Origin of the sequence: Nocardia sp. FDAARGOS_372 (assembly GCF_002554515.1) — a bacterium.
Classification (GTDB): domain Bacteria; phylum Actinomycetota; class Actinomycetes; order Mycobacteriales; family Mycobacteriaceae; genus Nocardia; species Nocardia farcinica.
This window is the reverse complement of record NZ_PDDW01000001.1, coordinates 4,704,311-4,717,690: the sequence shown is the minus strand read 5'-3', so window position 1 is coordinate 4,717,690 and position 13,380 is coordinate 4,704,311. Positions and strand designations below refer to the sequence as shown.

At 71.4% G+C, this 13,380-nt stretch carries 8 protein-coding genes; 1 reads left to right on the top strand and 7 read right to left on the bottom strand.

The features are described from left to right. Positions 1 to 16: 16 nt before the first annotated feature. From trxB to CRM89_RS22150, 6 genes are all read right to left on the bottom strand, one after another. Entirely contained in the window at positions 17 to 1,003 is a 987-nt protein-coding gene (trxB, locus tag CRM89_RS22175; RefSeq protein WP_011212196.1) for a thioredoxin-disulfide reductase, read from the bottom strand. A gap of 88 nt (positions 1,004 to 1,091) precedes the next feature. Then, positions 1,092 to 1,964 carry a hypothetical protein gene (locus CRM89_RS22170; protein ID WP_098086024.1) on the bottom strand — a complete coding sequence of 291 codons (873 nt, stop codon included), beginning with the start codon at positions 1,962 to 1,964 and terminating at the stop codon, positions 1,092 to 1,094. Positions 1,965 to 2,118: 154 nt separating this feature from the next. Further along, positions 2,119 to 2,652: an RNA polymerase sigma factor SigM gene (gene sigM, locus CRM89_RS22165; RefSeq protein WP_050768358.1), complete on the bottom strand. Its 534-nt coding sequence runs from the start codon at positions 2,650 to 2,652 to the stop codon at positions 2,119 to 2,121. Positions 2,653 to 2,950: 298 nt separating this feature from the next. Next, entirely contained in the window at positions 2,951 to 6,724 is a 3,774-nt protein-coding gene (locus CRM89_RS22160; RefSeq protein ID WP_098087085.1) for a murein biosynthesis integral membrane protein MurJ, read from the bottom strand. Positions 6,725 to 7,831: 1,107 nt separating this feature from the next. Further along, positions 7,832 to 10,396, bottom strand: coding sequence for a DUF6049 family protein (locus CRM89_RS22155; protein WP_098086021.1), 2,565 nt, complete (start codon positions 10,394 to 10,396; stop codon positions 7,832 to 7,834). Next, complete coding sequence (locus CRM89_RS22150; RefSeq protein WP_011212191.1) at positions 10,393 to 10,929, bottom strand: NUDIX hydrolase; 537 nt, start codon at positions 10,927 to 10,929, stop codon at positions 10,393 to 10,395. The genes CRM89_RS22155 and CRM89_RS22150 overlap by 4 nt, the downstream gene beginning before the upstream one ends. A gap of 158 nt (positions 10,930 to 11,087) precedes the next feature. Between CRM89_RS22150 and CRM89_RS22145 the strand changes: the two genes are divergently transcribed. Beyond that, the gene (locus tag CRM89_RS22145; RefSeq protein ID WP_098086019.1) at positions 11,088 to 12,545 is read left to right on the top strand and encodes a CCA tRNA nucleotidyltransferase; all 1,458 of its coding nucleotides are present in this window, start codon (positions 11,088 to 11,090) and stop codon (positions 12,543 to 12,545) included. 3 nt (positions 12,546 to 12,548) lie between these two features. On the opposite strand, the gene CRM89_RS22140 is transcribed toward CRM89_RS22145, so the two are convergent. After that, positions 12,549 to 13,328: a hypothetical protein gene (locus tag CRM89_RS22140; RefSeq protein ID WP_253805098.1), complete on the bottom strand. Its 780-nt coding sequence runs from the start codon at positions 13,326 to 13,328 to the stop codon at positions 12,549 to 12,551. Positions 13,329 to 13,380: the final 52 nt, after the last annotated feature.

Here is a 13,380-nt window from a genome sequence, read left to right as displayed (position 1 = left end):
CTGTTCGGCGACGAAATCAGTTGGCGTTCACCGCAACCGGCTCACCGGCGTTGTCCAGGGTGTTGTCGGTGATGTCGCCCTGTTCGGCGAGCCAGCGCTCGGCGTCGATCGCGGCGCGGCAGCCGGTGCCCGCGGCCGTGATGGCCTGGCGGTAGGTGTGGTCGACGAGGTCGCCCGCGGCGAAGACGCCGGGGATCTTGGTCGCGGTGGTGGGGTGCTCGACCACCACGTAACCCTCGGCGTCCAGCTCGACCTGGTCGCGCACGAGTTCGCTGCGCGGGTCGTGGCCGATCGCCACGAACAGGCCGGTGGCCGCGAGGTGCGAGGTCTCGCCGGTGCGGGTGTCGCGCAACGTGAGGCCGGTCACGGAGGTGTCGCCGTGCACCTCGGTGACCTCGGCGTTCAGCACGAACTTGATCTTGCTGTTGGCCTTGGCGCGCTCGAGCATGATGCGCGAGGCCCGGAACTCCTCGCGGCGGTGCACGATGGTGACGCTGCTGGCGAACTTGGTGAGGAAGGTCGCCTCCTCCATGGCCGAGTCGCCGCCGCCGACCACGACGATGTCCTGGCCGCGGAAGAAGAAGCCGTCACAGGTGGCGCACGCGCTCACGCCGCGTCCGAGCAGGCGCTCCTCGCCCGGGACGTTCAGGTAGCGGGCCGCCGAGCCCATCGCCAGGATCACCGCGTAGGCCTCGTAGGTCTCGTCGCCGACGGTGACCTTCTTCACCGGGCCGGTGAGGTCGAGGGCGTCGACGTCCTCGGTGCGGATCTCCGCGCCGAAGCGCTTGGCCTGCTCGCGCATCTCCTCCATGAGGTCGGGGCCCATGATGCCGTTGCGGAAGCCGGGGAAGTTCTCGACCTCCGTGGTCGTCATCAGCGCGCCGCCGAACTGGGTGCCCTCGAACAGCAGCGGCTTCAGCTCCGCGCGGGCCGCGTACACGGCCGCGGTGTAACCGGCCGGGCCGGAGCCGACGATGATCAGGTCGCGAACTGGCGTGCTCATGAGACCCTTCCGAAAGATCTGCGGGGAACGTGACGATCAACAACAGCCTAAACGCTGTTGTTCCCGGGCCGGGTCCGCCCGCGGCGGGTCAGCCGATGTCGGTGATGTTGCGCACTTGCGGATCGCCGGTGGTGCAGCCCGGTCCGACGACCAGTGCGGTGATCTTCGGCGTGGCCGGTCCGCTGAGCAGGATCAGCACCGCGTTGTCGCCGCGATAGGTCATGTTCATGGCACCGAGCACCGGTCGGTCGAGCCCGGCGGCCTGTACGCAGCGGTCCAGCGCGGCGTCGTTGGCGAGGGGGCCGGTGACGTCGTGACGGCCGAGTGCGGCCAGCGCGGCGGTGGCCGTGAGTTCGTCGCCTATCCGGGCCGTCGAGGTCGGTTGCGCGACCGGCGGACCCTCGGTGACCGACGTGAGCCGCAGGCCGATGCCCGCGCCGGCGAGGATGGCCACGGTGGCGGCCGCGGCGGCCGCCCACCGCAGGGCACCGCGCCGCCGCGGGCGCATCGGGGTGACGGTCCCCGGCGCGTCGGCCGGGTCGACGGGTGCCGGGAAGCCGGTCGCGCCGAACGGCACGTCACCGAAATCGCCCGCGCCGACTGCTTCGGCATCCGGAATCCGAGGCATGGGTGACTCGGAATGGGTTGGGCCCCAGCCGTTTGCGTTCGTCGGCGCACCATTCGATGCCGCGGACTCCGCGCCGCTGTCGAGGGCGTCGACGAAGGCCGCCAACCGTTCCGCCACGTCGGCGGGCATGGGGTGGATGATGCGGTCGTCGGTGCCCAGCGCGCGGACGCGGGCGCTCACCTCGTCCAGGTCGTGTAGGTAGCGCGACGCGCTCGCGTCGGCCCGGACGACCGGCCGCAGTTGCGCGCCGAGTTCGGGATCGATGTTGTCGGCGTGCAGGTCGGCCAGCAGCTCCGCCGAGAAGGGAGGCTGCGGTACGGACCGGGTCGCCATCGCACCTCCGTTTTTCCCATTCGACATCTGTGTCTCGTCGTCCGACGTCACGGTCGCTGGTCTGCGATCGTCACGTACATTCGTGCGGCCCCTGGTCGGGGGTCACGTTGTGAACATCGCCAACTGGCTCGTCACTATTAATGACGCACCACGATTACTTCCGGTTCCCCGGATCACGCAGAAATTCCAAACGTTCCTGCAGCCGTTGCCTGGCCCGGGCGCACCGGCTCTTGATCGTCCCCTCCGGCACGCCGAGCATCGCGGCCGCGTCGGCCACGCTATACCCCTCCAGGTCCACGGCGACCAGCGCGGTGCGCTGATCGGGCGGTAGCGAGAACAGGGCGCGGTCCACCACCAGCGACATCTCCAATTCGGCGAAGGCGTCGCGTTCCTCGGTGCGTTCGGGCAGGCTCTCCGGCGCGAAGGAGACCGCACGCCGGGTCTTGTTGCGGCGGATGCGGTCCAGGCAGGCGTTCACCACGATCGCGTGCAGCCAGCTGCGCACCTCCGCCTCGGCGCGGAACGTGCCCGCCGTGCGGTGCGCCGAGAGCAGCGCGTCCTGGAGCGAATCGGCGGCGTCCTCGCGGGTGTAGGAGGTGCGCAGGGCCGTCTGCCACAGATGATCGTTGTGCCTGCGCAACAGCTCGGCGAAGGCATGCCCGCGCCCGGCCGCGTGCGCCTGCAGCAACTCGACGTCGGAGAGTTCGTGGAGCGCGAACGAGCGTTCGCGGGCCGTGACCGGCCGCGAACTTCCCCCTCGGGAATCCTCGTTCAATTCCGACGACAAAACCAACCCCTTGGACGGCGCTCACCTGACGACAGCCACCGTCGACCGTCATCGAGAATTCTTCGCAGCATCCGGGATCGCGACACCAGAACCCGGGAAGCTCCCCTGCTGAGAGCGCCAGCCGATCATATCGGCAGTGCCGAACGGGCAGCAACCAGACCAGGTTTGGATCCGGGGCCCGCCGGGTAGCGGGGTGCCGTCAGGGCGCGGCGTCGAAACGCAGGTCGGCGATGGCCGACTGGAATTGATTGCCCGTGTTGCCCAGGCCGGTGATCCACACCAGCACATAGCGGGCGGATTGATCTGTGCTGACCGGAATTTCGGTCACACCCGCACCGAGCTGGGCGGTGCCGATCAGCTGCGTCTGATCCAACGTCGGCGAATTCGTCGGCGAGGTGCGAATTTCCACCGAAGTACCCGGCGTCGGCGAATTGATCGACACGTTCGTCAGTTTCGCCGGGCTCGGCAGCGTGGCCATCAGGCCGACCCCCTTCTTGAGGGCCGGGAACTGCTGGAAGTACTGATCGGTGCGCCACACCGTCGCGGGGTCGTTGTCCAGCACCGCGTTCACCGAGTTCACCCCGTCCGGTGTGCCCTGTGGGGAGAAGACCGTGACACCGGTCACCGGCACCGGGACACCACCGGCCACCGGGTTGTTCGGCACCGCGCCGGGCGCGGCGGGGGTGGGCGCCGGGGTGCTGTTGGTGGTCAGGCCGATGTTGCGCTGCTCGTCCAGCGGTGCGTCGGAGGCGCCGGGGGCGAAGATGCTCACCAGCCACCAGATCACCACGCCGACGACCAGCGCCGCCAGCACACCGAGGCCGACCATCACCCAGACCATGCGCTGCGAACGTTCCCGTTCCTGCGCCAGCAATTCCGGGTCGGCCAGCGAATCGTCGCCGGGCGGCTGGGCACGCTGCCCGAGCCGCAGCACCGGGATGAAATCGGTCTTCTGATCCACCACCGACGCCTGCTCGAGCACATGCTGCACGGTGGCGGCGGTACGGACACCCTTGTTCGACTCGAGCGAGCGCACCGCGACCGCCGAGATCTCGAACGGCACCTCGGGCCGGATCTGGCGCGGCTCCACCGGCGTGCCGTCCGGGCCGAAGTCGGCCAGGCGCAGTCCGCCGACCGTCGCGGCGCTGCCGCTCACCCCGCCCGGCCGGATCGGCCAGCGCGCGGTGATCAGGGCGTACAGCATCGCACCGAGGCCGCGCACGTCGGACTGGGCGTCGGAGTCGGCGAGTGTGCCGGGGAAGGCGAGCACCGCGTCACCGGACGCGCTGATGCGGATCCGGTCGGGGTGATCGATCGAGAGCGAGCCGCCGCCGCGATGGGCCAGTTCCGCGGCCGAGGCCAAGGCGCGGATCGCGCGCGCGGCGCCGATCGGCGACGGCACGGTCTCGGCCATCTCGCGCAGCGAGCGGCCCGGCGTCCATTCGGCGACCACGATGCCGCCGGAGCTGCCGCGCACCACGTCGAGGACACGGGCCAGGCCGGGCGAGTTGATGCGGCCGAGCCGCAGCGTGCGCGACAGGATCGCCTGCGGGCCGTCGTGGCCGGAGTTGTCGCCGGCCTTCTGGTCGGCGTCGACGAAGGTGAGCGCCACCTCGCGGTCGAGCTTGATGTCGAGCGCCTGCCAGAACTTCAGTCCGCGGGCGCCACCGTGGCTGGCCAGCAGGCGGTACCGGCCGCCGGCCACCGAGGCGCCGGGGATCAGCTTCGGACCGCGCGGCACGCGCCGGGTGGGATCCTCGGCGGCGGGCGGGGGCACCTGCCGCGGCGGGATCGGGATCATGCCGGTGTCGTACATCGGATCGCGCGGCGGCGCGTGGCGATCCTCGCGCGGACCCGGCGCGGGCTCGGCTGCGGCGGCGCCGGTTTCGTGCCCGGCTTCCGACGGCTTCTCCGCGGCGGGCGGTTTGTCGGTCGACACGCCGGCCGCCGGCGTCGCAGAAGAATCGGCGGCTGGGACGCCGCCCACCGCCGCGTCGTCGCTCACCCTCATTCCTCCTTCGCCAAGATTGGTCGCTTCGCCCTGATACGCCGAACTGCCGGCGAACTCGCCACTTGTGCTCTTCTGCCGAACAGGGTACGGGAACTGAACTCGGCCGGTGGCGTCAACAGCTTCGGGGCGGATCACGGGCAGCACCATCGTCTGGGCATCCATGACCGGGTCGAAGCCGGAGTACATGTAGTGATCGGGCCTGCGCAGGACCTGGGTCGCATATTCCTCCTCGACCGGGCCGTCGAGATCGAGATCGGGCGCGGGCGGGGTGATCCCGAGCCGGCGCGAGATCGCGACGGTGATCGCGACGATCTCCGGAATGCCCGCCAGCCGCATCAGCCCGAACGCGACGGCGAACAGCACGATGCCGTCGATGGCGACGCGGATCAGCGAGCCGGGCCCGCCGAGCGCGTCCGACAGCCGGTTCAGCCCGAGCACGATGTCGACGATCAGCATGACCGCGCCCGCGGCGACCGAGGACAGCACCACCCGCGTCACGGTCCGGCCGACGTTCGCCATCCGCAGATCGCCCAGGCTGCGGTGCAGCAGGTATCCGCCGATGCACGCGCCGACGGCGAAGCTCACGCCGTTGACGACGCCGAGGACGATGACCACCTGCTCGTCGGATCCCGCGAGGTAGGGGGCGAGCGCCGAGAGCACGATCTTCACGCCGGTGATGCCGAGGATGATCCAGGTCGGCGTCCACGCCTGCTCCCTGGCGTAGAACACCCGCAGGTGGATCAGCACCAGCGCGTACGGGATCAACGAGAAGGCCGACCAGCTCAGCGCGTGACCGAGCCGTTCGGCGTCGCCGGAGAACCGTGCGTAGCCGAACAGCGCCTCGCCCACCTGGGGGCCCGCCAGCGTGAAGAACGTGACGACCGGGACCAGCGCGATCATGGTCAGGCGGGTGGCCACCGACAGGTCGTCCACCACCGCGGGCGTGTCGTCGGCGGCGGCGTTGCGGCTGAGCCGGGGCATGATCGCGGTCAGCAAGGTGACGCCGAGGACGCCGTAGGGCAGCTGCAGCAGCAGCCAGGTGTAGGAGTAGATCGCCGGACCGGCCTGGTCGGCCTGCGAGGACACATGGTTGGCGAAGATGAGGCCGATCTGGCTGATCAGCACGTACAGGATGATGGCCGCGCCCATGGTGCCGAACTGCTTGAGGCGGTCGTCCACACCCCACAGCGGCCGCAGGTCGATGCCCTCGCGACGGATCGCGGGCAGCAGCACCAGCGCCTGGGTCACCACACCCAGCGTGACGCCCACACCGAGGACCAGCAGTTTCGGATCGCTCATCCGTACCGGGTCCAGCGTGATCTCGCCGGGGGTCAACGCGTAGGTCGCCAGCACCACGAGCACGACCACGTTGTTCAGCACCGGTGCCCACGCGCCCGGCTTGAAGTTCTGCCGGGTGTTCAACACCGCCGTGAACAGCGCCGACATGCCGTAGAAGAGGATCGCGGGCACCAGCAGGAAGGTCAGGGCGGTGGTGAGCGCGGTGTCCACCTGGCCGTCGGCGTCGACGAAGACGCGACTGGCCAGGATCGGCGCGGCGGCCGTGGTCAGCACCGTCGCGGTGGCCAGGACCACGAACGCCGCGGTGACCAGTCGCCGGACGAAGGCGGCGCCGCCGTCCGGGTCCTCCTGCTCCGCGCGCACCAGCGTCGGCACCACGATGGCGGTGAGCACCGCGCCGAGCACCAACTCGGCGATCATGTTGGGGATCAGGCTCGCCGAGGTGAACGCACTGGCGATCTGGGGGCCGAGCACGGCCGCCAGCATCAACACCTTGGCGAAGCCGGTGATCCGGCTGACCAGGGTCGCGATGGCGATCGATCCCGAGTCGCGCAGCAGCCGCGCCGCGGCGCTCTGCTTGGGCTGCTCGGCCGATTCCTCGGGCTCGGTTTCCCATTCCTGCGTGCTCGGCCGGGCGTCGCGAGGTCGCGGCGGTGGCACCACCCGGCTCGCGCCGACGGGTTTACCGGCCGCCGCGGGCACCGGCTCGGGAATCCGCTCCGGAGCGGCGACCGGCCGCGCGCCGTGCGCGGGCGTCGGGAACGGCCTGCCCGGTGGCGGGGTGCGGTCGGGGCGCTGCGGCGGGATCCGGGTGGGCTGCGCGGGACGCGGTGCCTCGGGCGGCAGCGGTGGCACGGGGCGCTGACCGTGGCCCGGGGTTGGCGTCGGGGCGCCGCGACGGGGTGCCGGTCCGCCGGGCGGCACGGGGCCACGCCGGGGTGAAGCGCCGTCGGGTGCGGGCGGATAGCCCGGAGCCGGGCCGGGGGTCCGCTGTCGGCCGGGCGGCTGATCGGACGCGGGTGGTACCGGCGGCCTGCCAGGTGCGGGGACGCGGCCCGGCGCGTCGGGGGCGAAGCCCGCTGCGGGTGGCGCGACGCGCTCGGCGCCGGGCCGCTGACCCGGCGCGTGACCGGGACCGAAGTCCTGGCCCGCGGCCGGTCGCCCGGGCCCGGGCTGGGGACCAGGAGCAGGCACCGGGCCGGGGGCGTGGCCGGGGTGACGAGGATTTCCGCCCGGCACGGGTGCGCGCCCGGGCGTCGGCTCGGGTCCGGTAGGGCGGCCCGGCGCTGCTCCACTGCGGGGCGGCACGGGTCGTCCCTCCGGTGCGCGCTGGGTGGGCAGCGGACCCGAGGGCGGGGGCATCGGCGCGGTGGGCGGACCCATGCGATGGCCCGGCGGCACCTGCGGACGGCTGACCTGAGGAATTCGCGGTGGTCCGCCTTGGGGATCGGGACGGTTCATCCCCGGCTCCTCCTGCGGTCCGCGCCCGCGTTCCCAGGGCGCGGACGGCGCCCGGCGGACCGGGGGCGTCTCGGGCCGGTCGTCGGGTCCTGGCCGATGAGCGGAGAGATCATCGTCGCTCATCATGCCTCCTGTGTCGTACCGGACCCGCGCCCCGGCCTGCCGGAACGGCGTTTCGCCCACCGGGCTCCCCCGCAGGCCTCCGCCGCACGGACCGATGCGGGCGCGACCGTGACGCCGCTGCCGCTGCCGGCCCGTGCTCGTCTGCCCCTCGATTGTCCCTCACCGGGCACACCGGACGAGCCCCGGTCACTCGTTCCCCGCGTGCTCCGCGCTCAGCAGCTGTTTGCGCGCGCGCCGGTAGCGGCCGAGCCGACGTCGCGCGACGGCGTCGAAACCCTCGTCGGCCGGATCGGGCTTGCCCCGGAACCGGTGCCACAACCGGCGCCCGGCCAACAGGAACAGCAGCAATCCGGCACATGCGGTCATTATCGCCAGTGTCTGGCCGTAGGCGTTCGAGCGCACCGACACCGACGTCGACTCCCCGAGCAGCACACCGTCGGCGGTCGTCATCGAGATCGGGATCACCAGTTTGCGGCTGTCGTTCACCTGGGTCGGCACCCGGAACGAGCGGGTGCCCTTGGGCGGCAGCTGCTGTTCGCCCAGGTCGGTGATCTCCGCACCGTCGGGCACCTCGATCCGGAACCGGATCCGGATGGCCACCGGCAGGTCGTTGCGGGCCACCAGCAGCAGCGGACTCTGCTCGGTCGCCAGCGTGTAGGCACCGCCCGGCGGCAGCACGGTGACCGAGCGGTACAGGTTGTCGACGGTGCGGGTGGTCTGGTCGAGCCTGCGCTGCGCCCAGGCGTCCGGCTGCCCGGAGTTACCGGTGCGGCGATCGGAGAGGCTCAGCACCCGCAGCAGGTCGTCGCGCAACGGTGTGACGAACTCGCGCGGGCTCGGCTGGATCTCGGGCACGTCGACCATCGACCGGAACAGATCGGTGATCCGGCGCCCCTGCTCGCGGATCGGTTCGACGAAACGGGCCGGTGCGCCGTCCGTGGTGGCACGCGGCAGCAGATCCAGTTCGTAGGGTTCGGGATCCGGCGGCTGGGCGAGCAGATCGGTGAACGCCCGCGGCGTCGCCAGCCCGGCACGCATCAGCGACTCGACCTGACGCAGCAGCTCGGTCGCCTCGTCCGCGTTGACGCCCCACTGCTGGGGCGGCATCACCAGCAACGACCGCGGACCCGGCGCCTGCGGGTTCAGCGCGCGCCACGAGACCGCGCCGAGGGCGTCCTGCAGGCGGGCCGACCGGGAATCGTTGGTCACCTCGTACCGCACACCCGACGGGGTGAACGACGGCGTCGGCGGATTGGACCCCACCGCGGCCAATGCCGTGGCCGACCAGATGTCGAACGTCGCCACCCGCAGCGCGGGATCGGGCGCGGCGGCGGGCGGCTCGGCGGGAGCGCCCGCCACCACCGACGTGGCACCCGCGGGCGCGGGTTCGGACGCCGGCGCGCCGTGCTCGGGCGCCTGCGGTGCGGTCACCTCCGGCAACCGCACCAGCGCCGGCGCGGGCGCGGTGTCGGGCGCGGTCGTCTCGCCGTCGGCGTAATACCCCTCGTCCAGATCGGCGGAGGCGCCCACCGTGCCCAGCGGCGCGGTCGCCGAATCGGCCAGCACCGCGGTGGCGAAACCGTGCCGGCGCAGGAGCATTCCGGCCGCGGCGTCGATCGTCCCGGCATCGGGCAGGCTCACCCCGCGCACCGAGCGCACCCCGAGCACCGAATCCACGATCTCCGCCGGTTCGTCCAGGGCGCGCGCGGACAGCTCCGGGTCGTTCACCGCGGCGAGCGCCGTGACATCCACCTGACCGAACGGCAGCGCCACCGTGCACAGCGAGGGCGCGATCGCGCGCAGTCGGTCCAGCCACGTCGTGGCCTGCTCCGCGCCGGTGCCCTCCCTGGTCGCGCCGTCCGGATCCGACGGGCTGGCCAGCACCCGGTAGCCGTTCGTCATCGCCTGCACCGTCACCAGCAGATCGGGATCGACGGCCAGGCAGATCGACGACGCCAGCTCCCGGTTGCGCGTCGGGCCCGAACCCAACACGGCCTCCAGCGAGCCGAGCAGCTGGTCCAGCCTGCCGCCCTTGCCGAGCGAGGCCGCCAGCTCGTCGTCGGTGAGCTCGACCTGCCCGTCCACCGAACCCGGCGCGCCCGCGACCAGCCGGGGCCGATCCGCCAACGGCCACAGCATCGTGGTGGCCACCGGTGCGCCCGCGGGCGGCGGGACCGGCGGGTGCCCCTCGGTGGCGGTCTGCGGCAGGCTCAGCACCGGCAGCAGGAACCGGGCGTCGTCCAGCCTGGCCTGGCCGCCGTAGGCGGGCACCCCGTTGACGTTCAACAACACCGGGTACACCCCGGGCTCGGTGATCTGCAGCGAGGCCGCCGCATCCGAACGCAGCGGCAACGTCACCGTGAACTGGCGCCGCTGCCCCGGATTCAACTGCGACACCACGTCCTCGAACGGACCCGCGATCTCGTAGTTCACCTGATCCAGCTGCAGCGCCGACCGCAACTCCGACGGCGCGGACACCGCGGCGGCGCGCTGTAGGCGCACACTGACGTCCTCCACCACGCGGTCGCCGATGTTGGTGACCGTTCCCGCCACCGTCAGCACCGGATCCGACGAGGCCGTCACCGTCGACGGTGTGACCGAATCCACCGACAGCTTCACGAACTTCGGCGCCGTCGTACTCGACCCGTTCGGCTGGGCCGCCGCCTGCGGCGCGGGCGCCCCCGTCACCATCGCGACCGAACCCAGCAGAGTCAGGACCGCCACGAAGAACCGGAACAGCCCACGCGTCATCGCTTACCGGTCTCCATCCGGTCGATCAGCCGATTCGCCACCTCGGCCAGCCGTCGCTCGTCCGCGTACGCCAACCGGGAATTCAACTCCGTCAACGGAACCCACGCCACCGACGTGACCTCCACATCCGCGTCGGACAACTCCCCACCGACCGAACGCAGCAGGAAATGATGCACGGTCTTGTGCACCCGGCGGCCCTCCGTGACGAACCAATAGTCGATACTGCCCAGCTCGGCCACCACGACCCCCTGGATGCCCGTCTCCTCGGCCACCTCACGGATCGCGGTCTGCTCCGCCGTCTCCCCCTCCTCGATATGCCCCTTCGGCAACGACCACAGCAGGCGACCGCGACGATCGGTACGCCCGATCAGCGCCGCACACCGCAGCTCGCTCGGGCCGTCCAACCCGTCGACCACCAGCCCCCCGGCCGACGTCTCCCGCACCGTGCGCATACGCGGCTTGGCCGCATCGGCCGCCGAACCGCGGCGCCGCGGCTGGCGGCGTCGACTGTTCGCGCGATCGGCCGGAGACACCTGGCAAGCTTACTGTGTTGGATTGCCGCTCCTTCGTCGCGGCGGGTCGCGGCCCCCTTGTGTCTCCCGGGTGTGGGGCCGTGGGGACGGGGTGTGGTGGGGGGTCGGCCTCTATATACAGTTCCGTTGTGGTTTCGCCCGAGTCCGAGGATGTTGTCGTGCCCGATACAGCTCCGCTTCCCTCCGAGGATCGGCGTACGCGGTTGCTTGCTTCGGCGGCGGTGACCCTCGGGGCGCTTGCCGACGTGCTCACCCCGCTCGGTGGGTTGTTCGCGGCGCGCGGGCACGAGTTGTACCTGGTGGGCGGCAGTGTGCGGGACGCGGTGCTCGGACGGTTGGGCACCGATCTGGATTTCACCACCGACGCGCGGCCCGAGCAGGTGCTCGAGATCATGCGCGGGTGGGCCGACCATATATGGGACACCGGGGGCCTGGCCTTCGGCACGGTGAGCGCCGCCAAGGCGGGGCAGCAGCTCGAGATCACCACCTTCCGCAGCGACACCTACGACCGGGTCTCGCGGAACCCGGAGGTGACCTTCGGCGACACGCTCGAGGGTGATCTGGTGCGCCGGGACTTCACCGTCAACGCGATGGCGGTGCGCATCGCGGCCGACGGTTCGCTGGAGTTCGTCGACCCGCTCGGCGGAATGGACGCCCTGCTGGCGGGGGTGCTGGACACCCCGGCCTCGCCGGAGGACTCCTTCGACGACGATCCGCTGCGGATGCTGCGGGCGGCGCGGTTCGTCTCGCAACTCGGCTTCGAGCTCGCCCCGCGGGTGCGGGCGGCGATCGGCCGGATGGCCGAGCAGATCGACCGGATCACCGCCGAGCGGGTGCGGGTCGAACTCGACAAGCTCATCGCCGGTGACCACCCGATCGACGGCATCGACATCATGTGCGAGACGGGCCTGGCCCAGCGGGTGCTGCCGGAGGTGCCCGCCATGAAGCTCGAGATCGACGAGCACCACCAGCACAAGGATGTGTACCGGCATTCGCTGACCGTGCTCGAGCAGGCCATCGACCTCGAGGACGGCGACCCCGACCTGGTGCTGCGCTGGGCGGCCCTGCTGCACGACATCGGCAAGCCCGACACCAAGCGCAACGAACCAGGCGGTGGCGTCAGCTTCCACCACCACGAGGTGGTCGGCGCGAAGATGGTGCGCAAACGGATGCGCGCGCTGAAGTACCCGAAACAGTTCACCGAGGACGTGGCCCGCCTGGTGTTCCTGCACCTGCGCTTCCACGGCTACGGCAAGGGCCAGTGGACCGATTCGGCGGTGCGGCGCTACGTCACCGACGCCGGTGACCTGCTGCCCCGCCTGCACAAGCTGGTGCGCGCCGACTGCACCACCCGCAACAAGCGCCGCGCCAGTGCGCTGCAGGCCACCTACGACGAGCTGGAGGAGCGCATCGCGCGGCTCCAGCAGGAGGAGGACCTGGCCAAGGTCCGGCCCGACCTGGACGGCAACGCCATCATGGAGCTGCTCGGCCTGCCGCCGGGGCCCGAGGTCGGCCGCGCCTGGCGGTACCTGAAGGAACTGCGCTTGGACCGTGGTCCGCTCACCCGCGAGGAGGCCGAGGCCGCCCTGGTGGAGTGGTGGAAGAGCCAGAGCTGACGCTCAGAAGACGATCAGCGTGGTGCCCGCCACCACGGCGTCGCGGATCTGCGCGAGGTCGAACGAGGCCGTCGTCTCCGGCAGTTCCAGCTCGAACCGCACCAGGTCGCCGTCCAGGGCCGCACGCACGATGCGCAGGTCACGCGGGAGATCGCGCAGCGGCAGCACCGGCGGGTCCACCAGGCGCCGCGGCAGCGGGATGCCGCGCCAGCGGGCCCGCCGCACCCGTAGCGTCAACCGGTTGTCGGTGACCGCGCCGTCCACCAGGGCGGTCAGCGCGTGCCGCCGATGACGCGCCCGCACGTCACCCTCGGCGGTCACATCGAGGTGCCAGGCCAGCGGCAGCGTGTTCAACCAGGCCACCAGCGCGGCGAGGGTCACGGTCCCGGACACCTCGAGCCGGGCGGTGCGCACCCGGCTCGGCACGCCCGGGATCAGCCGCACACCGTGCGCGATGACGGTCACCGTCTCGAGCGGGTGGTCGTCCCAGCGCAGCCGGGACAGCACCGTCTTGGTCTGGAAATGCGCGCCGCGCCTGCGCACCTTCAACACCTGCAGGGTCGCGTGCAGTTCGTGACCGACCAGCGTCACGGTGATCTCCTGGCCGCCGAACCGGCTCAGGATGCCCTCGCTGAGCACCGTCATCAGCACATCGGGCAGCAGCGCGGTGACGGTGCCCGACCCCAGGTCGACCACCGGGTCCATCCACGCGGCGGTGGTGGTGAGCCACTGCTCCAGCCAGGACTGCTCGAACAGCCGCCTGCCGATATCGATGGCCCGCAACGGAGACCATGACGTCGGATCGAAATACGCGGCCATGACCGTTCCGAGCGTA